At 45.5% G+C, this 24415-nt stretch carries 29 protein-coding genes; 8 read left to right on the top strand and 21 right to left on the bottom strand.

The window, feature by feature from the left end:
- Positions 1–2: 2 nt before the first annotated feature.
- Both SULKU_RS10970 and SULKU_RS10965 read right to left on the bottom strand, forming a co-directional pair.
- Entirely contained in the window at positions 3–1388 is a 1386-nt protein-coding gene (locus SULKU_RS10970; RefSeq protein WP_013461037.1) for an FAD-linked oxidase C-terminal domain-containing protein, read from the bottom strand.
- Between the two features lie 3 nt (positions 1389–1391).
- Positions 1392–2189, bottom strand: a complete 798-nt coding sequence (locus SULKU_RS10965) for a plasminogen-binding N-terminal domain-containing protein (RefSeq protein WP_013461036.1) — start codon at positions 2187–2189, stop codon at positions 1392–1394.
- Between the two features lie 121 nt (positions 2190–2310).
- On the opposite strand from SULKU_RS10965, the gene SULKU_RS10960 reads away from it, so the two are divergent.
- Together SULKU_RS10960 and SULKU_RS10955 are read left to right on the top strand one after the other, a co-directional pair.
- Positions 2311–3504 carry a peptidoglycan DD-metalloendopeptidase family protein gene (locus SULKU_RS10960; protein WP_013461035.1) on the top strand — a complete coding sequence of 398 codons (1194 nt, stop codon included), beginning with the start codon at positions 2311–2313 and terminating at the stop codon, positions 3502–3504.
- A gap of 9 nt (positions 3505–3513) precedes the next feature.
- Entirely contained in the window at positions 3514–4071 is a 558-nt protein-coding gene (locus tag SULKU_RS10955; protein WP_013461034.1) for an NUDIX domain-containing protein, read from the top strand.
- 38 nt (positions 4072–4109) lie between these two features.
- On the opposite strand, the gene SULKU_RS10950 is transcribed toward SULKU_RS10955, so the two are convergent.
- Entirely contained in the window at positions 4110–6176 is a 2067-nt protein-coding gene (locus tag SULKU_RS10950) for a TonB-dependent receptor (RefSeq protein ID WP_013461033.1), read from the bottom strand.
- A 248-nt stretch (positions 6177–6424) separates the two neighbouring features.
- Positions 6425–7438 carry an agmatine deiminase family protein gene (locus tag SULKU_RS10945; protein WP_013461032.1) on the bottom strand — a complete coding sequence of 338 codons (1014 nt, stop codon included), beginning with the start codon at positions 7436–7438 and terminating at the stop codon, positions 6425–6427.
- 27 nt (positions 7439–7465) lie between these two features.
- Here SULKU_RS10945 and SULKU_RS10940 point away from each other — a divergent pair, with 27 nt between their 5' ends.
- Positions 7466–8482 carry an alanine racemase gene (locus SULKU_RS10940; RefSeq protein WP_013461031.1) on the top strand — a complete coding sequence of 339 codons (1017 nt, stop codon included), beginning with the start codon at positions 7466–7468 and terminating at the stop codon, positions 8480–8482.
- On the opposite strand, the gene SULKU_RS10935 is transcribed toward SULKU_RS10940, so the two are convergent.
- Genes SULKU_RS10935 through ribA form a run of 4 tightly spaced genes read right to left on the bottom strand, consistent with a single transcriptional unit; the run spans position 8479 to position 10259 of the window.
- Positions 8479–8889 carry a hypothetical protein gene (locus SULKU_RS10935; RefSeq protein WP_151174306.1) on the bottom strand — a complete coding sequence of 137 codons (411 nt, stop codon included), beginning with the start codon at positions 8887–8889 and terminating at the stop codon, positions 8479–8481. The two genes, SULKU_RS10940 and SULKU_RS10935, sit on opposite strands and share 4 nt — an antisense overlap.
- A complete protein-coding gene (locus SULKU_RS10930) occupies positions 8874–9080 on the bottom strand; it encodes a PP0621 family protein (RefSeq protein ID WP_013461029.1) in 207 nt (68 codons plus the stop codon). Before SULKU_RS10930 ends, SULKU_RS10935 begins: the two co-directional genes overlap by 16 nt.
- A 4-nt stretch (positions 9081–9084) precedes the next feature.
- Positions 9085–9663: a 16S rRNA (guanine(527)-N(7))-methyltransferase RsmG gene (rsmG, locus tag SULKU_RS10925; protein WP_013461028.1), complete on the bottom strand. Its 579-nt coding sequence runs from the start codon at positions 9661–9663 to the stop codon at positions 9085–9087.
- Positions 9660–10259: a GTP cyclohydrolase II gene (ribA, locus tag SULKU_RS10920; protein ID WP_013461027.1), complete on the bottom strand. Its 600-nt coding sequence runs from the start codon at positions 10257–10259 to the stop codon at positions 9660–9662. Before ribA ends, rsmG begins: the two co-directional genes overlap by 4 nt.
- An 83-nt stretch (positions 10260–10342) precedes the next feature.
- On the opposite strand from ribA, the gene hemB reads away from it, so the two are divergent.
- The 3 genes from hemB to SULKU_RS10905 all read left to right on the top strand — a co-directional run bounded on the left by hemB (position 10343) and on the right by SULKU_RS10905 (position 13512).
- Positions 10343–11308 carry a porphobilinogen synthase gene (gene hemB, locus SULKU_RS10915; RefSeq protein ID WP_013461026.1) on the top strand — a complete coding sequence of 322 codons (966 nt, stop codon included), beginning with the start codon at positions 10343–10345 and terminating at the stop codon, positions 11306–11308.
- Between the two features lie 83 nt (positions 11309–11391).
- Positions 11392–12312, top strand: a complete 921-nt coding sequence (gene argF / locus SULKU_RS10910) for an ornithine carbamoyltransferase (protein ID WP_013461025.1) — start codon at positions 11392–11394, stop codon at positions 12310–12312.
- Between the two features lie 9 nt (positions 12313–12321).
- A complete protein-coding gene (locus SULKU_RS10905; RefSeq protein ID WP_013461024.1) occupies positions 12322–13512 on the top strand; it encodes a multiheme c-type cytochrome in 1191 nt (396 codons plus the stop codon).
- Positions 13513–13530: 18 nt separating this feature from the next.
- Here the strand turns inward: SULKU_RS10905 and SULKU_RS10900 are convergent, their stop codons facing one another.
- Entirely contained in the window at positions 13531–13734 is a 204-nt protein-coding gene (locus SULKU_RS10900; protein ID WP_013461023.1) for a hypothetical protein, read from the bottom strand.
- Between the two features lie 324 nt (positions 13735–14058).
- Here SULKU_RS10900 and SULKU_RS10895 point away from each other — a divergent pair, with 324 nt between their 5' ends.
- Positions 14059–15639 carry a DEAD/DEAH box helicase gene (locus tag SULKU_RS10895; RefSeq protein WP_013461022.1) on the top strand — a complete coding sequence of 527 codons (1581 nt, stop codon included), beginning with the start codon at positions 14059–14061 and terminating at the stop codon, positions 15637–15639.
- Position 15640: 1 nt separating this feature from the next.
- Here SULKU_RS10895 and SULKU_RS10890 read toward each other — a convergent pair whose 3' ends face one another.
- From SULKU_RS10890 to SULKU_RS10855, 9 genes are all read right to left on the bottom strand, one after another.
- The gene (locus SULKU_RS10890) at positions 15641–16006 is read right to left on the bottom strand and encodes an HIT family protein (protein WP_013461021.1); all 366 of its coding nucleotides are present in this window, start codon (positions 16004–16006) and stop codon (positions 15641–15643) included.
- A 41-nt stretch (positions 16007–16047) separates the two neighbouring features.
- Positions 16048–17049, bottom strand: a complete 1002-nt coding sequence (locus tag SULKU_RS10885) for a beta-ketoacyl-ACP synthase III (protein ID WP_013461020.1) — start codon at positions 17047–17049, stop codon at positions 16048–16050.
- A gap of 25 nt (positions 17050–17074) precedes the next feature.
- Positions 17075–18064 carry a phosphate acyltransferase PlsX gene (gene plsX / locus SULKU_RS10880; RefSeq protein WP_013461019.1) on the bottom strand — a complete coding sequence of 330 codons (990 nt, stop codon included), beginning with the start codon at positions 18062–18064 and terminating at the stop codon, positions 17075–17077.
- Between the two features lie 3 nt (positions 18065–18067).
- Positions 18068–18217, bottom strand: a complete 150-nt coding sequence (gene rpmF, locus SULKU_RS14815; protein ID WP_013461018.1) for a 50S ribosomal protein L32 — start codon at positions 18215–18217, stop codon at positions 18068–18070.
- Between the two features lie 106 nt (positions 18218–18323).
- Positions 18324–18695 (bottom strand): YceD family protein, encoded by a 372-nt coding sequence (locus SULKU_RS10875; RefSeq protein WP_013461017.1) that lies wholly within the window; start codon positions 18693–18695, stop codon positions 18324–18326.
- Positions 18696–18700: 5 nt separating this feature from the next.
- Positions 18701–19114, bottom strand: coding sequence for a nucleoside-diphosphate kinase (gene ndk / locus SULKU_RS10870; RefSeq protein ID WP_013461016.1), 414 nt, complete (start codon positions 19112–19114; stop codon positions 18701–18703).
- Positions 19115–19301: 187 nt separating this feature from the next.
- Positions 19302–19586 (bottom strand): 4Fe-4S dicluster domain-containing protein, encoded by a 285-nt coding sequence (locus SULKU_RS10865; RefSeq protein WP_013461015.1) that lies wholly within the window; start codon positions 19584–19586, stop codon positions 19302–19304.
- Between the two features lie 112 nt (positions 19587–19698).
- Positions 19699–20856, bottom strand: coding sequence for a methionine adenosyltransferase (metK, locus tag SULKU_RS10860; protein ID WP_013461014.1), 1158 nt, complete (start codon positions 20854–20856; stop codon positions 19699–19701).
- Between the two features lie 42 nt (positions 20857–20898).
- Complete coding sequence (locus SULKU_RS10855) at positions 20899–21354, bottom strand: phosphoribosyltransferase (RefSeq protein WP_041666808.1); 456 nt, start codon at positions 21352–21354, stop codon at positions 20899–20901.
- Positions 21355–21483: 129 nt separating this feature from the next.
- On the opposite strand from SULKU_RS10855, the gene der reads away from it, so the two are divergent.
- Complete coding sequence (gene der / locus SULKU_RS10850) at positions 21484–23019, top strand: ribosome biogenesis GTPase Der (protein ID WP_013461012.1); 1536 nt, start codon at positions 21484–21486, stop codon at positions 23017–23019.
- A 14-nt stretch (positions 23020–23033) separates the two neighbouring features.
- Here the strand turns inward: der and SULKU_RS10845 are convergent, their stop codons facing one another.
- The 3 genes from SULKU_RS10845 to hpf all read right to left on the bottom strand — a co-directional run bounded on the left by SULKU_RS10845 (position 23034) and on the right by hpf (position 24389).
- Entirely contained in the window at positions 23034–23480 is a 447-nt protein-coding gene (locus SULKU_RS10845; protein ID WP_013461011.1) for a CopD family protein, read from the bottom strand.
- Between the two features lie 51 nt (positions 23481–23531).
- Entirely contained in the window at positions 23532–23963 is a 432-nt protein-coding gene (trxC, locus tag SULKU_RS10840; protein WP_013461010.1) for a thioredoxin TrxC, read from the bottom strand.
- A gap of 90 nt (positions 23964–24053) precedes the next feature.
- Positions 24054–24389 (bottom strand): ribosome hibernation-promoting factor, HPF/YfiA family, encoded by a 336-nt coding sequence (hpf, locus tag SULKU_RS10835; RefSeq protein ID WP_013461009.1) that lies wholly within the window; start codon positions 24387–24389, stop codon positions 24054–24056.
- Positions 24390–24415 lie beyond the last annotated feature (26 nt).

Below are 24415 nucleotides of genomic sequence, written 5' to 3'. Positions count from 1 at the left end.
ACCTATTCAAGACCCATTTTGGACGGATTAAGGATGTTATTAGGATCAAACGCCCGCTTGATTGATTGAAACAGCGCCATCTCTTCAGGTGTGAATGCCATCCCCATGTACGGTGCTTTCGCCAGACCGATACCGTGTTCTCCGCTGAGTGTTCCGCCCAGATCGATCGTTGCTTGAAAGACCTCTTCGATCGCTTTGTAGCCGATTTTGACCTGTTCAGGGTCTTTGCCGTCTACCATGACGTTAGTGTGGACGTTACCGTCACCCGTGTGGCCGAAGCAGGGGATTTTGATATTGTATTTGTCGGCGATTTTGTAAAACTGATCCAGCAGTGCCGGAAGCGCGGAACGCGGTACGGTAACGTCTTCGTTGAGTTTTTTACTACCGTAGACCGAAAGCGACTGGCTGGCGTTTCGGCGGGCAAACCACAAATCGGACGCTTCCTGTTTGTTTTGGGCGATGTGAAAATCGCTGCATCCGTTTTCACGGAAAACGCGTCCGATAACGTCAAGTTGAAAATCAAGATCCTCTTCGAGGTTCCCGTCGACATCGGTGACGAGGATTGCCCCGGCTTCCACCGGAAGCCCTTTATGGTACGTTTGCTCGACTGCACGGATGGTGAGGTTATCCAAAAACTCCATCGCGACTGGGGTAACACCGCTTGCCATCGTTTTATAGACCGCTTCCATAGCCGAATGTACGGTCGGGAATATTCCCATGGCTGTTTTGGTCATTTTCGGTTTGGAGAGGAGTTTTAGAGTCACTTCGGTCGTAACGGCAAGCGTTCCTTCTGAAGCGATGAGGATGCCAGCGATATTGTACCCCGCGACGTCTTTGATCGTCTTTTTCCCCGCTTTGATAATATCACCGTTGGGAAGTACTGCACGGATCGCCATGACGTAATCTTTAGTAATGCCGTATTTAGCCGCCCGCATACCGCCGGCGTTTTCATTGACGTTGCCGCCGATGGTGGAGTATTCCTGACTTGCCGGGTCAGGCGGATAAAAGAGCCCTACCTCTTCGACAGCACGTTGCAGTTCCATATTGACAACGCCCGGTTGGACGACGGCAACCATGTTTTGCATATCGATTTCCAGGATTTTGTTCATATGTTTTTCAAACGCCAGTACGATTCCGCCGTTGGCCGGAAGAGCTCCGCCGGTAAAGCCGCTGCCCGCTCCGCGCGGAACGATGACGATTTTGTGTTCATTGCAGTATTTTAAGATATCGCTGACGTCTTGCTCATGGCGGGGAAACAGTACCGCTTCTGGCTCAAAACGCTCACGTGTCGCATCGTAGCTGTAGGCGATGAGGTGGGCTTTGTCACTGTAAACGTTCTCTTTGCCCAGTAAAGTTGTAAAAAAATCTAATGCGTGAGTGCTCAGCATTGCTTATTCCTTCGTCTCGAAATAGCGCAATAGTGCACTTTCTTTACTAAATTTCCCTTTGTACAGTTCATATAGCTCTTTGCTTTTTGAATTGTTTAAAGCGATGATATCAAGATAATAGGGTTCATAGCTGTCCAAACTTGAGCTTCCCTCACCCCACCATGCGGCTCGGATAGTCGGTATACGGGTATAAAAAGGGGTTTGTTTTTTTTCTGAAACCGCTGCAAAAGGGGTTGTCTGAAGAACGGTAAAGCTTTTGCAATCGAGGGTAAAAAGGTTCTCTGCGCTTTGGATATAGAGCAGTCCTACCGAATTGGCCGTACAGTAGCTTTTAAAATCGTCTACCAAAGGAGTTTGATGTCCTTCGTAAGAGAGAAACGATGCGTAATTATCGGGATGTACCCATTCAACGCCGGAGATACTTTTGGTGATCGCGTCATAGGTATCGTCATTCGGTGCTATAAGCAGCGCCCGTTCATAATCATACGCCAATACCGCAATATCGGACGGTTTCGGAGTCCAGTTGCCGCCGGGAAGAGCATCTTGATGCAGACCGTCATATTGACTGATGGTGAGTATAGTGCGGTTATTCGCCGGATTGGTTTGTTCAACACGTGCATTGGCAATGATAGTGCTATGGTCGGTATCAAATTGTCTAACGATAAACCCGCTCATCCCTACCTGTAAATTTTCAGCGATGATGGATGCCCGGTTTTGCTCGATATCGAGTAGGGGCGCAGTAATGGGCGAAGCGTTTAAGACGCTGCAGGTAATAAGAGTAATAAGCCAGATGCGCATCATGGTAACCTTTTGGTAAAGTAAGTAGGGTTGATTATAGCCAAACACCACTTTGTAAATGGAATTTTTGCTATTATTTAATTCTTTTTTGCATTTGCAATGCGTATTTTGACCAAGGATGAGAATGGGCCGCCTTTTTATATTGTTAGTATTGCCCCTTCTCCTTTTCGGCGGCTCTGTAAAACCCTTTAAATGGAATAACGGCGAAAGTTTTCTTACTTTTCTAGAGAGGAAAAAACTGCCCCTTTCACTCTATTACAATCTTGATAAAGACGATCAAACTCTGACCGAAGACATACCTTACAGTGCTAATTGCCAGATGGTGGTGAATGAAAAAAATATCATCCGTCAAATCCTTATTCCCGTCAATGATGAACTTCAACTTCAAATTTATCTAACGAAGAAAAATCGTTACGCCATGAAAGTAACACCTATCGTGAGTGAAGAGTATACCGAGACACTTTACCTTCCGATAAAAAGTCTTCCGTATGATGACATATTAAAGGCAACAGGTTCTAAAAACCTTGCTTCCGTTTTTGTCAAAATGTTTAAAGGTAAAGTCGATTTTCGAAAAGGCTTTCGCGAAGGTGATCCGATTATCATTGTCTATACCCAAAAATACCGTTTGGGGAAACCTTTTTCAATGCCGGAAGTTCATGGTGCCATGGTCGGAATTAATGGAAAAAAAGTGACCGTATACCGTCATAAGGACGGCCGTTTCTATGATGAAAAAGGGGCGCAGTACGAGAAGTTTTTATTTAAAATTCCGATTAAAAATCCCCGAATCACTTCCGGTTTTACGAAAAGCAGGTTTCATCCGATACTGCACCGTTACCGTGCCCATTTGGGAGTCGATTTCGGAGCGCGTCCGGGAACGCCGATATTGGCGACGGGGGACGGACGCATCAGTTTTGTCGGATCGTCCCGAGGATACGGAAAAACAATTAAGATTCGGCACTCTAACGGCCTAACAAGTTTGTATGCACACCAAAAATCGTTTCGAAGCGGCATCCATAACGGCTCAAAAGTTAAGCAAGGAGAAGTGATCGGATATGTCGGAAATTCAGGGCTGTCCTCAGGCCCGCATCTGCATTTCGGGATGTATTCGGGAAGTACGGCGATCAATCCCCTTAGCGTTATGAAAAAGACGACGGAAGGATTTAGCGGAAAAGAGCGCAAAATTTTTATCGCCATACGGGATAAGATGAATAAAATATTTAAAAAGGCACTTGCGGCTAAACCTGTCCGGAAGCCGTATTTCGATTTCCACGAGACCTATTATGTGGATCCCGATACCTTTAAACCGAAGCCTTTTTAAAGAAGAGCCATGATTAATAATGTCACTGTCGGGGCGTGTGTACATTCCGATTTTGTGAAACCCAAACGGATACATTACTCTCAGGAGGGTGTTTCCAAGGTTTGGGATATGGTGGAAGTGCACGACAGCGTCGCTATTATTTTGTATCATGAAGAGCGTCAATCACTGGTTGTTGTCAAACAGTTTCGTCCTCCTGTATATCTTAAAAATAATGACGGCTATACGTATGAATTATGCGCGGGGATCGTTGACAAAGATAAATCCCTTGTCGAAATTGCACATGAAGAAATACTCGAAGAATGCGGGTACCATGTGCCGCTGGAAGAAATAAAACGGGTAACATCGTTTTATACGGCAGTAGGCTTTGCCGGATCGGTACAGACTCTATATGTCGCTCGCGTCAATGAATCCATGAGGGTCAGCGAGGGTGGCGGTGTCGATGTCGAATCGATTGAAGTGGTTGAAATTCCGCTTAGCGAAGTGAAAAAATTTGTATTGGATGAGACCAAAGCCAAAACACCGGGTTTGATGTTCGGCTTCGGATGGTTTTTGGAGAATAGAGTATAGTTCCCGCAGGGTGCGGGAATTGACGAAACACTCTAGGATTAGAATTTGTAGCTTAGGGTTGCGTAGAAATTACGTCCCGGTTCATTGAGAACGAGCGGGTCAATACCGTCTCCGGTGATTAGTTCGTTGCCGATGTATCCGTTATTAACGGCATAGGTACGGTCAAAGAAGTTATTGACCCCGGCCATCAACGAGAAGCCGTTTTGGAAATCGTGCCCGTATTTGAGATTTAGGATTCCATATCCCGCAACTTCCTGTTCCCCGTTATCGCTGTCAATGGTTTGAAAGCGTGCTCCGATAACTTCAGCCATAGCATAGTCCGCAGAGTTGTCGAATACAAGAGCGACACGACCCTTCATCGGAGGAATCTCAGCTAAATCGTTATCGTTTTGTCCTAGAACATTCGGATCTTTTTTGGTCCCTTTCTGATAGGCGGCACCCGATTCGATACGCCATTCATTGTTCAGCATGTAATCAGCTTGCAGATCCAATCCGACAATACGCGCATCGATATTGGCCCATGTATTGGTAGATGCCCCTGTTTTATATTGATAGATGAAATCTTTTAAATCGCTGTAAAATGCGGTCCCTTTTACATGGAAGTTACCGGCAGTATGTTCGGCCCCAAGATCAATCTCACGGTTTTTGGTAGCTTTGAGATTGTCATTACCTCCGTTGATGGCAGAGTTGATATTTGCGGTTCCTGTCGTATTGACCGTAACCCAATAAAGCTCTTTAGCATCAGGAACTCGTATGGATTGACCGAGGCCCATAAAAACATTGGTATTGTTTGTGTAGTGGTATTTGGCCAAAATATTTGCACTGACATTATTATAGTCGCGGTCTTCAATTCCGTTAAGATAAGCAGCATTGACGGCATCGTGGGAGGCCAGAGACTGTTTTGGGTCGATCGTCGTATCGTCATAACGTGCCCCCGCGCTCAAATCGTATTTCCCGATTGATTTTGAAGCTTTAGCGTATAGCGCAATATTTTTGGTATCGACATCCGGAAGGAGGATAAATCTTGAAGGGTTCATTTTTGACCCTTTTGTTCCGTCCCAATTGCGTACACTGCCGTCTACTCCTACAGATACTTTTGTTCCGGCCAACGTTAGTGTATTTTCAATCGAAGCCCCTTTGATTGTAGCATCAACAGGTGCTACCATGGTTGCAGCCGGGGTTGTAGCACCTTTTCTGAAATCGGTTCCCATGACGTGTTCAACTTTTGAACGGTAGCCTTCGATTTTCAGTTCATCCGAGAAATCAGACAGGTTAAACAACTGGTATTTAACGTTGAACATATCGGTATCGTCTTTTTGGGCATCCATTTTGTACCGAGGATATAAAACATCATCGGCACGGTCGCCAAAATAGCTCAGGGTGAGTTTTTGATTGCTTCCGATATTGCCTACGATTTTTGTCCAAAAACTGTTACGATCGTATGCATCCATATCTTTATAGGCATCAGCGTATTTTTGTGCTGCCATTGTCGCCAAAAGATCGGTTTGCTCTGTAAGGGTACGGCCGTTACCGTCTTTGTATTGTCCCGATGTTTCGCGGCTGAAACCCACAAGTGCCTGAACGGAGTCGTTTCCTCCCTCGAGCACGGTTGAAAGCTTGCGGTAATCATAGCTGCCTGCTGTTGCCGATATTTCACCGTGAATCCCTTTTGCCGGATCTTTGGTAACAACATTGATTCTGCCGCCGAGACTTCCGAATTGGGTTACGTCAAACGGACCCTCTTGTACTTCGACATTAGCGATTTGACTTGATGATACGTGCATAGCGGGAGGGTCCATACGATTCGGGCAGGCCCCGCATACTTTGGCATCATCGATAGTAACATTGATGTTATCTTTACGAAATCCGCGGACGATGATATCGTTACCTACACCGCTGTTACGAACAAGATTAACTTCCGGGAGAGTATTGGAGAGCATTTCGCCCAGATCAGACTGACGCGAGAATTTGACCATTTCATCGGCAGCTACATTTTTTCCGTCAGCTTTAGGCGCTTGGGCTTCGACGGTGATTTTTTGAATCGTGACAGGTTCTGTAGCCAGCGCAGCAATCGCGGCTAAAGAGAGGAGAGTAATTTTCTTCATACTTCTTAATCCTTAAGATAAATATGAAGAGATAATAGAAAAAAAGTGTTACATTAGTGTTAAGTCGATGCCCTAAATCATGTTAATTGCGGTATTTGCTTTTTATGTTACACTTTCATGCATGAATAAAAAACAAATACTCTTAACCATTATTCTTTTTGCGGCATCGGGCTATTTTCTCTATTCCGGTTTTTCCCTTTTATTCCGTTGATTCGGATACGCCAAAGGTATGATCCTTCGGGCAGAATTTAATCAATTCTCAAAGATATATCTTCGGGGAACTGCATCGTAACGCAGTGGAGCGAACCGTGCTGGCGAATTAATACGGAGCAGTCGATAGGGATAATATCGCGTCCTTTGAACGCTTCGCGGCAGATCGCAATCGCTTCGGCATCATGCGGATCGTTATAGACGGGGAGCAATACGGCATCGTTGATAATCAAGAAATTGGCATACGTTGCCGGCAGCCGCTCATCATCATAAAATACCGGTGAACACATCGGCAGTGCGATAAGATTAAACGGTTCTCCGTCGATATCGCGCAATACTTTCAACTCCTCTTCCATTTTTTTGAGCGCCTCGTAATGTTCATCGTTTTTATCATCGCATTTGACGTACATGATCGTATCGGTATCGATAAAACGGGCTAGCGTATCGATATGGCTGTCGGTATCGTCTCCTGCCAAATAGCCGTGATTGAGCCATAGAATCTGCTCTACGCCGAAATGTTTTTTGAGCTCGTTTTCCATCCCTTTTTTATCCAAATGGGGATTTCGGTTGGGATTAAGCAGACACTCTGCGGTGGTGAGCAATGAACCGTTTGCATTGGTTTCTACGCCTCCCCCCTCAAGTATAAGGTCTATTTTTTCCATTGGCGCACCGTAGACATGGGAGATGGATGAACTCATCTCATTATCACGGGATGCGTCAAATTTTCCTCCCCATCCGGTAAAGGTGAAATCAAGCAGAAGCGGTTCGCCTTCATCTTCGTCGATAACACTGAGGACACTGCAGTCGCGTGCCCAGGTGTCGTTGGTTTGGTATGGGACAAAGATTAGATTCTCATGAGATGAAAAGTACCCTTTGACCAGATCAACGTCATCGCATACGATAAGACAAGGCTGATAACGGGCAACGGCAGTGGCTATGTTGACAAAACACGCTCTCGCTTCTTCGAGATAGGGTGCCCAATCGCTTTGCGGATGGGGAAAAATGAGCTGTACAAAACTTTGAGGTTCAAATTCGGCGGGGAAATAACGCATTAACTTACCTTGGAATATAATATCAGTATGGGAACAATAAAGCTTAGCCGTAAGGCATTGATTCATAATCTTGACATTATCGCACACCAAGTCGGTGGAAAAGATAAAATTGCGGTTGTTTTAAAAGATAACGCGTACGGTCACGGTGCGGTATTAATCGCTCAGACGGCATCGGAGTACGGTGTAAAGCAGGCAGTGGTCCGATTGGAACGTGAAGCCGAAGAGATTGTCAGATATTTTGATAATGTATTGATATTGGGACAAAAGCCGACACAGGTGCATCCGCACTTTAGTTATGCGATCAATTCGCTCGAAGAAATAGCACAGTATCCGAGCGGAGCACGTGTCGAACTTAAAATTGATACGGGGATGCACCGTAACGGAGTCTTTCCCGAACAGCTTGAAGAAGCGTTTGAAAAAATAGCGCAAAGAGGACTCATATGTGTCGGGCTCATGAGCCATTTTAGAGCTGCCGATACACTAAGTTCGGAGTGGTTTTGGCAACGCAAAATCTTTGATGCGACAAAAATTAGAGCTTCGGCTTTAGCCAAAAAATACGGGTGGAGTCTACGGTTTCATATCTCTAACTCAGCCGGAGCTTTTCGTTCAGCGGAATGCAGCGATGATATGGTTCGAGTCGGGATTGCGCTGTACGGCTGTCTTGAAATGGATAAAACCCTCGAACAGCCTGAGCTGCAAAGTGTCCTTTCGCTGTGGGGCGATAAAATAGCGACCCGTGTTCTAAAGGCGGGAGAACGTGTCGGTTATAACGGAATCTATGAAGCGCAGAGCGATGAGGTGATCAGCACCTATGATCTGGGGTATGCCAACGGGTTGGACAGATTGGCTTCCAACCGTTACGTTACGCCCGAGGGGATTGAACTTCGCGGCCGTATATCGATGGACAGTGCCAGTTTTGCCGGTGATGCGGAGCAGTTGATGATCTTTGACAATGCCAACGATTACGCGCGCATCGTCGGGACAATCGGGTATGAGATTCTCGCATGCCTCGATAAAGATTTAAAACGCGAGTGGATCGATTAGGAATTTATTTTAATAATCGCGTCTGAAAAGACGGCTCCGTCAAGACGCATGTCGACCAGCTCATCCAGATGGTTTACGTTTTCAATATATCCCAATACTTTGGCATCAAATAAATAATGTTCTGCCACTTTTTGAACCGAAACGGCATATTTCGGAATGACGATCAGATACGATGCCCCTAAGTTCTCAGCGACAACCGCATCGGTAGCCGTTTCGATATGGAGTGCAAAACGGACGCCGTTTTGGCGTAGATGTTCAATAATATCAAGATTTTCAGGGGTAAAAAAGAGGGCAACGACGGAATTGGGCGGTGTGTGCCGCAGTGCTTCGATCGAATCGATATGATAAAACGGCACAGAGGGGATATATGGGTGGCCGAATAACAACATAATCAGGCCGCCAGACATTCACGCGAGCAGTAATATTTGCCATCGCGCATGAGAGATTCTTTGACTTGTACGTATGTCCCGCATTTGGCACACGGAATCATCGCTTCTTCCTGTGAGTTATCCGAAGAGGGAGGGGTAAGAGCTTTCTTTTTGAAAAAAAGGTAATAAACTCCGATCACTACACCGACTAATAATAATAGCTTTAACATGTTTTTATCTCTTTATGAGCAGATAATGGCGATTTTCTGCTTCTATAATAGTGTAATCGAGTGTTTCATCGATTTCATCATACACTTTTTCCCCTTTGTAAAAGAGTAAAAGGCTTCCCTCTCGGCAAAACGGTTCTGACAGTTTCAAGAGCATTTCGGTGTCGGTAACTGCGCGGGAGGTTATCAGATCGTAGGGTTCGCTTTTGAGCTGTTCGGCTCGGAGCGCTTTGACGTCAACATTCTCAAGTCCCAAATCGGCTTTGACAAACTGCAAAAAACTGGCCCGTTTTGAGAGGGGTTCGACGAGGGTAAAATGGGTTTGCGGCATAGCGATAGCCAGGATCATCCCCGGAAATCCGGCTCCCGTCCCGATATCCATCGCTTTTTTGACGGAAGGTAGAAACGTGATGGGGATAACGGCATCGACGATAAATGCATCGATTTGCTGGAGCGTTTTTGCTCCGGTGAGATTATGGATTTTATTCCATTTCTCAAGCAATGTTTTGTACTGCTCGATCTTTTCAAAAAAATCTTCGTTTACGCTCACGTTGTACTGTGCTAAAAGCTGCTTCAAATGGCTCATAGGTCATGCCCCATCTGTTCTTTTTTAACCCGTAAATATCCCTCGTTATGAGGGTTCGGATCGATAATGACGGGAACCCGTTCGGTAATTTCGACATTGAATCCTTCGACTACATTTACTTTTGCGGGATTGTTGGTCAGCAGACGGATTTTTGTAAGATTAAAATCTTTGAAAACTTCACCGACTACATCGTACGTACGCTGATCGGGGGCAAAGCCGAGTTCGACGTTGGCTTCGATTGTATTGCGTCCCTGATCCTGGAGGCAGTAGGCATTGATTTTGTTCAGCAGACCGATATTTCGCCCCTCTTGACGGTGATAAATGATCAGTCCCCCCTCTTGGGCTATCAACTTAAGAGCTTTGTGTAACTGATTGTTACAGTCACATTTGATACTGCCGAAAGTGTCTCCGGTCAGGCACTCCGAATGGATTCGGACCAACGGCGATTCTTGTAGCTCAAAGTTTTCGGTAAAAATGGCTAAATGCTCTTGAATCCCCTCTTTATAGACACGGATTTTAAAATGTCCGTATTTGCTCGGGAGATTGGCAATGGATGATTTTTCAAAAAGTGGTGTTGTTGTTTTCATTAGTGCCATTATAATCGGTGTTTCTAAAAAATGGATTATTAAACTAAGTGGCGATACAATCTATTCGCTATTTTATTATTGGAGTCACATTTATGGAGCGTTTTCGCCGTACCCGTCTTAATTCCCAACTGCGCGCATTGGTTCGTGAGACCCATGTCGGGGTAAACGATTTTATCTATCCTTTGTTCGTTCGGCCGGGGGAGGGGATCAAAACGGAAGTCGCTTCGATGCCCGGTGTTTTTCAAATGAGCCTAGATGAGATTTTAAAAGAGTGCGAGCTTCTTCAATCGCTCGGAATTCATTCGATCATCCTTTTCGGTATCCCCGAAGTGAAAGATTCGGTCGGTTCCGATGCCCTTTGCGATCACGGGATAATCGCAACGGCGGTACGTGCCATCAAGCGCGCATTTCCTAAAATGTTTGTGGTGACCGATTTGTGCTTTTGTGAATATACCGATCACGGACATTGCGGTATTTTGGACCATGTTCATGAGACGGTGGATAACGATTTGACACTGGGGATCTCGGCGCAGCAGGCGTTGGTACATGCCCGTGCGGGTGCCGATATGATCGCACCTTCAGGGATGATGGACGGAATTATTACGACATTGCGCGACGCACTTGACGGCGGAGGGTATGTCAATCTTCCGATCATGAGCTATTCGACGAAATTCGCCAGCGGCTATTACGGACCGTTCCGTGATGTTGCCGAATCGGTTCCGAGTTTCGGCGACCGCTCTACGTATCAGATGGATCCGGCCAACCGGCGTGAAGCGATTCGGGAAAGTTTGGTCGATGAAGCACAGGGTGCCGATATTTTAATGGTGAAACCCGCTCTTGCTTATCTCGATATTATTCGCGATATCCGTGAAGCTTCTTCTCTTCCTCTGGCGGTTTATAATGTCAGCGGCGAGTACGCCATGCTCAAACATGCGGGTGCGGCGGGGCTCATCGATTATAATCGTGTTATGATGGAGACAATGGTCGGATTTAAACGCGCCGGTGCCGATATCATCATCAGTTACCATGCTAAAGAAGTGGCAGCTTTGCTGTCGTAATTTCAATTCTTGCTTAAACTAAAAGTGGATTTGTTAATGAATTTTTTTTATGATATGATTGTTTTTTGTATCGAAGGAACACTGTGAGACATTTTTTAACGTTAAAAGATTATACGAAAGAAGAAATACTGGAAATTTTGACGATCGGTTTGGAGATCAAAAAAGAGGTCAAAGCCAAAGAGTTTAAACCGCGTATGGCGGGGCAAACATTGGCGATGATTTTTGAAAAAAGCTCTACCCGCACCCGTGTCAGTTTTGAGGTCGGAATGTATCAGCTCGGCGGTCATGCCCTGTTTCTCTCCAACCGTGATATCCATCTCGGGCGCGGTGAGCCGGTCAAGGATACTGCACGTGTTATCTCATCCATGTGCGATATGGTAATGATTCGAACCTATGAGCAGGCTATGCTCGAAGAGTTCGCTCTGTATTCGAAAGTCCCCGTGATCAACGGCTTAAGCGACAGTTACCACCCGGTACAGCTGTTGGCGGATTACATGACGATGATGGAGTGCGGAAAAGATAAAAATCCGGTCGTAGCCTATGTGGGAGACGGTAACAATATGACCCATTCATGGTTGATGCTCTCTGCCAAACTCGGATTTGAACTGCGTGTCGCAACCCCTAAGGGATACGAATGCGATCCGGCAATTATTGCCGATGCACTTGCGCTTGCAGAGCAAAGCGGTGCCAAAATAACCTTCACGAACGATCCGAAAGAGGCTGTTAAGGGTGCTACCGTAGTAACCACCGATACGTGGATTTCGATGGGACAGGAAGAGGAAAAAGCGCAGCGCATCAAAGCGTTCGAAGGGTATATCGTTGATGAAGCACTGATGGCGCTCGCAACGGATGATGCGATCTTTTTGCACTGTCTTCCTGCTTATCGCGGAGTCGAAGTGAGTGAAGCGGTTCTGGACGGAGCTCAAAGTGTCATTTTTGAAGAGGCAGAAAACCGTCTTCATGCTCAAAAAGGGTTAATGGTTTGGTTAAATAAACATCGATAAGGGGTTTATATGCGTTTGATATGGCTGTTGTGGATCGTCAGTTTTAGTCTTTATGCCGCGGTAGCGGTTCAGGTCGGAGACAAATTTAAAGATTCCGGCAAGTGCAAAGCGTGTCACAGCCATATTGTAAAGCAGTGGGATAATTCCTGGCATGCCAAGTCACATTACGGAAACGATGAATATTTCCAAAAAACGATCGATTATGTTGCCCGCAAAGATAACCGAAAATCCCTCAATACGATTAAAATCGAATGTGCCACCTGCCATAATCCCCGCATAGCCGTTACTTCTACCAGCGCCGAATACGAAGCGATTGCGGCATTAAAACTTGATAAAGACTCTGCCGCTACCAAAGCGCTTCAAAGCGATACGATCTCCGAGGGAATCAACTGTGTCGTCTGCCATAATATCGATCAGATACATGATGAACTGCCCGCCGACAAACGAGGTATCAATCGTGTAACATGGATGAAATCGGGAACTATGATCGGTCCGTTTGCCGATGCGAAGTCCCCTTATCATCATGTAGAACAGCGTCCGTTTATGGATACCAATCCGAATCAGCTCTGTTTTGTCTGTCATGCCAATGATACTTCCGAAGAGGGACACCGCTTTATCGATATGCAGTCAGAATTTAAGAGCGGTTCGAAAGCATGTGTCGATTGCCATATGGGGCCTCGAAAAGAGGGAGTTGCATCGACATTGCCTATAGCAAACGGCCAACCGCGCAAACGTCTGATACGTGAACACGGATTTGTCGGAGGCCATACCGAGTCAATGTGGCAAAATGCCCTTAACGTAGATGTACGAAAAAACAGCAATACGTTGGACATCGTGCTTTCCAATCCGCAGCCCCATGCGCTTCCAAGCGGATTCGGATCGAGAGAGATACTGATTGAAGCGCAATACTTCAATAAAGGGAAGTCCGTTAAAAAAGAGGTTTTGTCATTGACTGCACATTATCTCAGTAAGCGTGGCAAACCAACGGTTCCCCATTTGGCGGCTAAAACGATTCAAAGTATTTCGATACCGGCACAGGGAATGAGGGCTTTTTCATTACCGATTGCCGCAGGAGCTGATCAGGCGGTTATAACGGTATCGTACCGTTTGGTAAATGATGAAATTCGGGGGATACTTGATCTGAAAGATCCGATTTGGTCGAAGAAAATGGTGATAAAAAAGATCAGTTTGAAATTCTAAACAAGGGGAGAATTCCCCTTAGTTCATCTCTACTTTAATGATGAGATCATTGCCTTCTTCGGCAACGGTAAAATTGTGTTTTTGGCAAAATGTTTCATTCATCTCTTCCGCCCATGCTTTGGCTTCGATCATTGCATCGTCTTTATTTCCGAATGTTTTGATACTATCCATACCGCTTCGCTTGAAACAGCCGCACTCTTTTTCCATTTTTACATTAAACATTATTTACTCCGGTTTTAGTTTGAATATTTTGGAAGTATAGTTTTTAAAGATTAAAAATGATAGACAAAGTAGAGACAATTTGAAACTAAAGGTTATCTTTATCTTTTAGTATAGTGATATCATCAGAGTTATTTATGTAAAGTTCAGGTATCATTCCATTTGAATTTTGGGTACCTTCTAAAGTCATGCTTGCATGTTTTTCTAAGGTGCCCTCGCGGATGAGAATCCAACTTATCCTCATTAGAAATTTCTCTCCCCCTATGAGCGGGCAAGCGTAACTGGTCGGAAATGGGTTTTCCGATGGCGTATATATAAAGGGTCACTATGAACATTACAGAAGAAACAATCACAGACGAAAATTTGGCTACATTTGAAGCTTTCGGTCTTCGCAAAGAGATTATGCAAAGTATCAATTTTGCAGGATTTAAAACACCGAGTCCGATCCAACAAATGGTTATTCCAGTTATTATGGAAGGGCGCGACGTTGTAGGACAAGCCCATACGGGTACAGGTAAAACGGCTGCATTCGGTCTTCCTGCATTGAATAAAATGCATTTAAAAGGGGGAATTGAAACCCTTATCATCACTCCGACACGCGAACTTGCGAATCAGGTAAGTGATGAAATTTTCAAATACGGTAAACATCTCGGTGTCCGTACCGTAACGATTTACGGCGGATCATCATATAACCGACAAATGGATTTGATCGAGCGCGGTGCGCAAGTGATCATTGCTACTCCTGGGCGTTTGCTTGATATGTTGAGCCGTAACATGCTCAAAGGATTTACCCCTTCAACCGTTATTTTGGATGAAGCGGATGAAATGCTCGATATGGGCTTTTTGGATGATATCAACGAGATTTTCACCTATTTGCCGACGGAACGACAAACATTGCTTTTCTCAGCGACAATGCCGGCTCCGATCAAACAATTGGCTGAGCGTATTTTGGTGAATCCGTTTTTTGCCTCCATTACCAAATCTGAGACAACGAATACCGATATCACTCAACAGTACTATGTCATCGAAGAATCGGAACGTGATGATGCGATTATCCGTTTGATGGATTCCGAAGATGCGAAAAAAACCGTTGTATTCTGCCGAACAAAAAAAGAGGTTGATCGTCTCTCTAACGTCCTTTCAGCTGCAGGTTATATGGCAAAAGGATTGCATGGCGACATGGAACAGCGTCAACGTGAAAGCGTTATCAAAGGGCTTAAAACGGATGCGGTTGACGTATTGATCGCAACTGACGTTGCGGCGCGCGGATTGCACATCGATGACGTTACCCACGTTTTCAACTACCATATTCCGTTTGATCCGGAGAGCTATGTTCACCGTATCGGTCGTACGGGGCGTGCGGGTAAAAAAGGGGTAGCGATTACTCTCGTTACTCCGTTGGAATTCAAAGAACTTCAACGTATCCGTGCCAAAGTCGGCACAACAATGGAACATGCTTATATTCCAAGCAAATTGGATGTTAAAGAGGCACAAGTATCCCGTTTAGTGCGTGAGATTGAAAAACAGCATGTGTACGATGAAGCACACAAAGTGCTTGATTTGTTGAAACAAGATTATGACCAAGAACAAATTGCGTATAAATTGATCTCAGTATTGATGGAACGCAATACGGTGCAAGGACCGAACAATATCGGTATCGCGGCTGAACGTTTGGAAAAAATCCTAAGCAATCTAGCAAATCGACATGATCGCGGCGGTCAACGCAGCGGCGGATTCAACCGTAACCGTAACCGAAGCGGCGGAGGCGGATACCGCGGAAACAACGATCGTAATGCCGGCGGTGAGCGCAGCGGCGGCGAACGTGGCGGTGAGCGCGGCGGAAATGATCGCGGTGAGCGTTCACGCAGTTTCAGCGGACAAAATCGCTCGCCAAAACCTAGATATTAATTTAAAGGGAATCTAATTCCCTTTTTACTTTCTCTAAAAAAGGCTCCATCGGAGTCTTTAATGTAAATCCCTCTCTTTGTTTAGCCCCCCACATCGGTTCAGGAAAATAGCTGTCATCACTAAAACGTGCCATGATATGCCAATGGACTCTCGGTAACATATTTCCAAACGATGCGATATTGATCTTTTCAGGTACAAAGTATGCGAGCATCTCTTTTTCGATAATATCGAGAGCATCGAAGATAGCTTTCTTTTCTTCTTTGGAACACTCTGAAAACTCTTTATGAGCTGTATGGGTGAAAATTTTTAGCCAGGGGATTTCACTCTCGTGAAGTTCGATGTAGATAAGGGGATTGGAATAAATCATTACAGACCTTTGAATAGATCTGTAATTGTAGCAGGAGTTTTTTAGCGGATACCTTTGCCAGCAAACGGAACAAGGGCGCTTCCCCAGGTCAAACCGCCGCCGAATGCATCAAGGAGCATCAAATCGCCTTCCTGTAAACGTCCTGACTCATAAATATCGTTGATGGCCATAGGGATCGATGCACCTGAAGTATTTCCGTATTTTTCAACAGTCAATACGACTTGTTCGTCTTTGAGCTCAAGTGCATCACCGACCGCTTTGATAATACGGTAATTGGCTTGATGGGGAACGAAATGGGTAATGGCGGAAGAGAGGATATTATTTTGTTCCAAAATTTCCACAACGTCGTTAGTGAGGGTACGGACGGCAACTTTAAACGTCTCGTTCCCTTTCATTTTCATAAAGCATCCTGCCGCTTCACGGTCAAGCTCATCATGGGCTGAACCGCTTCCACCATTCGGAGTCATCAATAAATCAGCATACGCACCGTCTGATCCTGTATGGATATCGATGATCGCTTCGGATTTATTTTCCGTTGCAGTGATAAGTGCGGCTCCGGCACCGTCCCCAAAGAGGATACAGGTTCCGCGGTCTGTATAGTCGGTAATGGTACTTAGCCGTTCGGCCCCGACAATCAGGACATTTTTTTTCATTCCCGATTCGATAAATGCTTTGGCGACACTGAGTGCATACACAAATCCGGTACATGCGGCGGATACATCAAATGCGGTGATTTTTTCAAGACCGAGTTTGGTAGCGATGATCGTAGCGGTAGAGGGCATACAAAAATAATCGGGAGAGATAGTCGCGCAGATAAGCATATCGATCTGGCTTTTATCGATTCCTGAACGATCTATTGCTTTTTGGGCCGCTTTGACACCCATATCGCTGGTGGTTTCATTCTCTGCCGCAATATGCCGTTCTTTGATGCCGGTACGTTTGGTGATCCACTCATCACTGGTATCAACCATTACTTCGAGTTCAGCATTGGTAAGAATTTTAGTGGGAACATAAGCTCCGATAGAACGAAACGCAGCGTACATAATTAGCCTTTATAGGAATCGACGTTTATTTTTTAAGCTCTTCAAGACGGTTTTCGATATGCTCATTTACGCCGGTATTGACATAGCGTATCGCTTGAAAAATCGCATTTTTGATCGCTTTTGGATTGCTTTTTCCGTGACTGACGATAGCACACCCTTTGATACCTACCAATGGGGCACCGCCGATTTCAGCGTAATCGATCTGCTTTTTAAGCAGTTTAAATACTTTGCGCATCAAAAGCGCGCCGGTAATCGCAACAGGCGATTTTCGGATATACTCTTTGATAAAAAAGCTGATGGTCGATGCCACACCCTCAGATGCTTTAAGGACAAGGTTTCCGATAAAGCCGTCACATACGATAACGTCACAGCTTCCGTCGAAGATATTGTTCCCTTCAACGTTTCCGATAAACCCCTTTTGCCCTTCGAGCATTTTGAATGCCTCTTTGGTAACTTCGTTTCCTTTTGAGTCTTCTTCGCCGTTGGCTAACAATCCGACTCTCGGATTATCCAGTTTGTACATGTCATGGGCATAGTAGTATCCCATAATCCCGAATTGAAAAAGATGCTCCGCTTTGCAGTCGACATTGGCACCCGCATCCATTAGGATACTTCGCTTGCCGCTTTTTGTCGGCATCGAGGTAACCAAAGCCGGACGTAAAACATTTTTAAGACGTCCCAATCGCAGTGTTGCAAGTGTCATAGTCGCACCGCTGTGTCCTGCACTGACAACGCCGTCGGCTTCGCCGTTTCTGACAAGTTCTATCGCTTTATAGATAGAGCTTTCTTGCCGCTTTAGCGCATCGGTTGCCGCATCGCCCATGTCGATCACATCATCTGCATCGACAATTAAAATTTTATCTTTATAGCCCTTGGGTAATAAAGATAAAATTTCATCTTTTTTACCAACTAGAATTGGTTGAAAACTCTTCTCTTTGAGTGCTTCAAGTGTCCCTTTAACAATCGGTTCGGGACCGAAGTCCCCGCCCATTGCATCAATTGCAATTCTAATCATTGATTATTTATACTCACCGGTTGTCGGGTTGACATAGTGAGACAATTTGTACGTGCCGTCTTTATCTTTTACGGGACGCGCTAGAGAAATTTTATAGTGAGTTCTGCGTTTTGCAGCGCGAGAATGACTCACTCTTCTTTTAGGTACTGCCATCTTTTATAGTCCTTTCTACTTTGATTTAAACGCCGAGGGAATACATCCCCTCGGCTACGTTAACACTGGGTTTCCCTCGGCGGGATGCCCAGCGCACTTGCGAAAATTAGAATTCTCGATCTAACGAGGTTCCTTCGCAGTTTTCGCAACAAAAATAGTCGCTTTTGATCAGTTCGATTTCCGCGTTGAGAAGTTCTTCCATATCAATCATTGATCGGTCGATTTCGACGACATCCAACTCTTCGTCAGTGCCCTCATATATCCCATCGCTTAGGTAAAAAGAAACTTCTTCATTTAAAGATTTTTCTACCTCTTCGGCACAAATGTCGCAGGGAATCGAAATACTCCCTGTAATTGTACCGTTTAATTGGGCTAGATTGCCTTTTTTAAGGATTAAATCACCCGAAAAAAAAGCTTTGTCACTATTTGCCTCAAAATGAAGCGGCTGTGATCCCAATTTCTTAAATGCTATTTTCATGGCAATTATGAAATTTCGCGCCCTGAAAAGAAAAACGCGATTTCAATTGCAGCGTTTTCAGCAGAGTCACTTCCGTGAACGGCATTTGCATCGATGTTTTCAGCAAAGTCTGCACGGATAGTTCCAGGTGCAGCTTCTTTAGGGTTGGTTGCACCCATCAAATCACGGTTTTTAAGGATAGCGTTTTCACCCTCAAGAACGGTAATAACAACCGGACCGCTTACCATGAAATCAACGAGATCGTTGAAGAAAGGGCGAGCAGCATGTACTGCGTAAAACGCTTCAGCGTCTTGACGAGAGAGTTGAACTTTTTTCATAGCCGCGATTTTAAGGCCGTTGCTTTCGAAACGATCTAAAATTTTTCCGATGACACCTTTTGCTACGGCGTCAGGCTTGATGATTGACAACGTTTGTTCCATCAATGCTCCTGTTCTTTGTGTGTATAAAATAGAGGCGGATTATAGCGAAACAATAATTTAAGTAATATTAAAGAAGGAAGGGTAAAAACGAGAAAGTATAAAATCTGTGGGAAAAAGGCGAACTTTATGCTTTAGCAGCAGTGTAGCCAAAGGGATAAATCCCTTCGGCATTTGAAATCATAAGTGATTAGTTAACGACGTTCGCTTTAGAAGAACGCATTTCTGCCGTGATATCATCACGGTGTGCAGGACTTGCACCGATTTCATCCCAAGTGATACAACCCTCAGTTGGACAAGCTGTTGCACACGCTGGCTCATCATGGTGACCGACACACTCGACACATTTGTCACCGTAAACGTAATAGATTTCTTCACCCGTTGGGTTATCGTCCTCGTCTACGATCGCTTCTACCGGACACTCGTCGATGCAAGCGCCGCAGTTAATACAGGTATCATTAATGACTACTGCCATAGGGTTCTCCTTGGTTGATAAATATGCGGTAACTATAACAGAAGAATTTTAAACCCACCTAAAAAATTAGGGGGTTTTTGCATATTACAGTTAGAGTGTTACGGAAAGAGAATTATAGGCCCAGATAGTTGCGGATAGCGTCCACCTTATCCGTTTTTTCCCATGTAAATTCACTGAGTTCCCGCCCGAAATGGCCGTAAGTCGCTGTTTTTCGATAAATAGGGCGGAGCAAATCAAGCGATTCGATAATCCCTTTAGGGGTAAGGTTAAAAAGCTCTTTGACACACGCTTCGAGCTTCTCTTCAGGCACTACAGCCGTTCCGTGCGCATTTACCATAATAGAGATAGGATGAACGACGCCGATAGCATACGAAACTTGAATCGTTGCACGTTCGCAAGCCCCCGAAGCGACAAGATTTTTGGCGACATAACGGGCGGCGTAGGCGGCGGAACGGTCGACTTTGGTGGGGTCTTTTCCGCTGAAAGCGCCGCCGCCGTGAGGGCAGGCTCCGCCGTAGGTATCGACGATGATTTTGCGTCCGGTCAGTCCGGCATCCCCTTGAGGACCGCCGATGACGAATTTTCCGGTCGGATTGATATGATAGACGATGTTTGGAGACATGAGTTCGGCTGGGATGACCGCTTTAATGACCTCTTCGATGACATCGGCATGGAGTTTTTCCTGAGAAATTTCAGGGGCGTGCTGGGTGGAGACGACAACGGTTTCGACCGATACCGGTTTATCATCGACATAACGAACACTCACCTGGGTTTTTCCGTCCGGTCGGAGGTAGGGGATAATCCCCTCTTTGCGTACTTTTGCCAGACGCTCGGCGAGACGGTGGGAGAGATAGATCGGCAGCGGCATCAAAACATCGGTTTCGCGGCATGCATAACCGAACATAAGCCCCTGGTCGCCGGCACCGATTTCGCCGCTCTTTTGATCGACACCTTGGTTGATATCGGGGGATTGTTCTCCGATACCGTTTAAGACGGCGCATGAGCGGTAATCAAATCCGTAGGTTGCATCGGTATAGCCGATTTCCCGTACGACTTGGCGGGCAATCTCCTGCATCGGGGCGTACGTGGTTGTTTTGAGTTCGCCTGCGATAACGCAAAACCCGTTCGATACGAGCGTCTCGCAGGCTACACGTGCTTTGGGATCATGTTCGATAATATAGTCCAAAATCGCATCGCTGATTTGATCGGCCATTTTATCGGGATGCCCCTCGGTAACCGATTCAGAAGTGAAAATATACTCTTTAGACATAAATATCCTTGGGAAAAATGTTTAAATTTGTGGTTGCACGGATTATAGCGAACCCTCTTTTAAAAAATCTCTTTCCCAAAAAAAGTCAATCCAATCCGTAGCTTCATGTAAGGAAAAGTCCGGCTGCATAAGAGCGCTTTGTTTGGTAAAGAGGGTAGCGATTTTCAATTCGGCCGCAGGATTGAGCGAGCGTAAAAACGGCATTAAGTGCATCAAAGTCTGACCGCTGTCGACAATATCGTCGACGACCAAAATCCGTTTTGAGGCTGAGAGATCGCATGAACCGTACACGTTGATGTTGTTTCGTTGGACCTCCCCGTCGTAGCTTTCGGTCCGGATGCTTTGCAGATTGCGGACATCCAGAGCCATGGAGAGGGCATGGCCAAGGGTCATTCCTCCGCGTGCGACGGCGAGAATGGTATCGGGACGAAACGCTTCGCATTGCTTCGTCAAACTTTGAACATCGGTACAAAATCGTTTATAATCATAGTATATCATTGGTGCAATCATATCATAAGGGCATCTGCGCTATAATAAAACATCAATTAATAAAGCGCAGCGAAAAACGCAATACAAGCGCAGCCGTCGGGACAGCAGTCCCGAAAAGGCATACATACTAGGAAGTCTATGAAAAAATTAGCGATCATCGGTCGTCCGAATGTCGGCAAAAGTTCCCTCTTTAACCGTTTGCTCAAACAACGCGATGCGATTACCTCCGAACAGGCGGGAACGACGCGCGATGTTAAAAAGCGTGTTGCCGTGGTGGTGGACAAAGAAGTAGAGATCCTCGATACGGGGGGGCTTGACGAAGGGTGTGAACTCTACGACCGCATCAAGGAGAAATCTCTCAAAGCAGCGCATGAAGCCGATATTATTCTCTTTATGGTGGACGGGAAAAGTCTCCCCGAAGAGGATGATAAAAAGCTTTTTTATGAGCTTGAATCTATGGGAAAAGCGATCGCTTTGGTCGTCAATAAAATCGATAACGACAAGATGCAGGAAAAACTGTGGGAGTACTATGAATTCGGAACCGACCGAATTTTCGGAATTTCGGTTGCCCACAATCGATCCCTTTTGCCGCTTTTGAACTGGATTGCTTCGGAACTTCCCGAATCGTCCATCGTGAAAACGGAAAATGATGTCGTTGTTGCGGAAGATGAACTGGACGGTTTTGATGCCGCTATGAGAGCTTCGGCAGAGGACGACGAGTTCGAAGATGAGGATGAGGACGACGGATTCTTTATTCCCGAAGAGGATGACGAAGAAGAGGAAACGTCGATAGAAGCGCTTGAAGAGGCGTATCGCGGTATTGTCAAAGAGTACGAAGCGGGTGACGTCAATCAAATGAAAGTGGCGATCATCGGTCGTGTCAACGTCGGTAAAAGTTCACTCCTCAACGCATTGCTCGGAGAAGACCGTTCGGTGGTGAGTTCGGTTGCGGGAACGACGATCGATCCGATCGACGAAACGGTCGAATACAACGATAAAAAGATCACCTTTATCGATACGGCGGGGATTCGCAAACGGGGAAAAATCCTCGGGATTGAAAAATACGCTCTTATGCGTACCGAAGAGATGTTGGAGACGGCGGATATCGCGTTGCTTGTCCTCGATGCGTCACAGCCGTTTATGGATCTGGATGAGAAAATCGCGGGATTCGTCGATAAAAACCGTCTGGCGTGTCTGATCGTCCTGAACAAATGGGATATGGCTCCGCGAGAAGATTACGACAAAATTATCGCCGAAGTGCGCGACCGCTTCAAATTCCTCAGCTATGCTCCGATCATCACGATTTCGGCGCAGAGCAAACAGCGGGTACACAAGATTTTTGAAATGCTCCTCAAAATCAACGAGAACTATTCACAGCGTATTTCGACGGGTAAACTGAATGAGGTTATCCAAGCGGCGATGCGCAAACATATCCTCCCGAGTATCAACGGGATGAATATCCGCCTCTATTTTGCGACGCAGTACGATATCCGTCCTCCGCGTATTGCACTGATTATGAACAAGCCGCAGGGGCTACATTTCAGTTATCGCCGCTATTTGACGAATCAGTTACGTGAGCAGTTTGATTTTGAGGGGACTCCGGTTCTTTTTAAAGCGAAAGCGAAAAATCAGAAGAAGAAACCGCAACCGCATAAAAAACGGTCGATGTGGTAATTAAGTAAAACCTCTTAGAAAGGTTTTACGATAACGAGAGCGACAATCCCCATTAATAGTAAAGTAGGGATTTCATTATAGATACGGAAAAACTTCCCGCTTTTATACGCCGTATTCTCTTTGAGTTTTAAACGGTATCTTCCCAAAGAAAAGAAATAGACTGCCAAAAGCGCGACGAGTGTCAGTTTCGCGTGCATCCATCCCCCCATAGCAAATACATTGACCCCGTTATAGTGCGCTGTCGAGAGAACGATCAAAGCTACCCCTGAGAGCAGTGTCGCCCAGAATGACGGAACACCGATATATTTGTATATCTTCATTTCCATCACTTCGACCACTTCGACAAATCCGTTATTGGTTCCGTTTTCGACGTGATAGACAAAAAGACGGGGAAGGTAAAAGAGCACCGCGAACCATGAGACCATTGAGATGATATGAAACCACAAAATCCAGTTATACATTTATTTTCCTGATGAATGAAGTGAGGAAGAATAGCGAAAAAAGATTAATCGCTACAGGTGCTTTTTAACGAAAGCGATAATTTGAGAAGCAGGCAAGGCTCCGCTGAACTGATCGACAATACGGTTGTTTTTAAAGGCAATAACGGTCGGAATGGATCGGATGCCGAAACGTCCCCCGAGGTGCTGCTGCTCTTCGGTGTTGATTTTGATAAACTGGGCTTTGAGGGGAAAATGGCGTGCCGCTTCTTCGAAGGACGGTGCCATACTTCGGCACGGTCCGCACCACGGTGCCCAAAAATCGGCGATAATAAGACGTTCGTCATTGAGCATAAGTCGATCAAATGAGGAAGTATCTACCGAGATGGGTTTGGTATCGAGAAGCGAGGCTTTGCAGTGACCGCATGCGGCTTTAGCATACGAATCTTTGATGGGGATAGCATTGACACCCCCGCAGTGGGGGCAGACGACGTTGATTTTAGACATTATAACCTCGAAAATCTGTCCCTTCAGGGACAAGCTTTAGTGCCATAGCGGCTAGCGTAGCCAAAGGGATGCATTCCTTTGGCGTTCTAATTAAGCTTCTTCTTCGATGACCTCAATTTCGCGAAGTGAGGTAGCGTGGTGATCTTTCATCTTATCATGGAGGCGGCGAAGCGCTTTGTTAGCGCGTTCGATCGCCATGTCGATAGCGGTATCGAGATCTTCGTCAATATCGGAGATAACGACGGGCTGTGCATGAGCGATATGCATGTCGAATTCGACACCGACCCCTTTTTTCTCTTTGGTAATCATAACGTTTACGGTCGTAATATCAAGATGGTATCGTTTAAAATTTTCAATAGCGGTAGCAATATGATCATTTAAATGTTGGGTAAGTTTAATCTCTTTTGAGCGTATTTGTACATTCATTGTAAATCCTTTTGATAGTGAACTGT

It is taken from the genome of Sulfuricurvum kujiense DSM 16994, from assembly GCF_000183725.1.
Lineage (GTDB): Bacteria > Campylobacterota > Campylobacteria > Campylobacterales > Sulfurimonadaceae > Sulfuricurvum > Sulfuricurvum kujiense.
The sequence above is the reverse complement of the archived record's forward strand: the minus strand, read 5'-3'. Positions and strand labels throughout refer to the sequence as shown.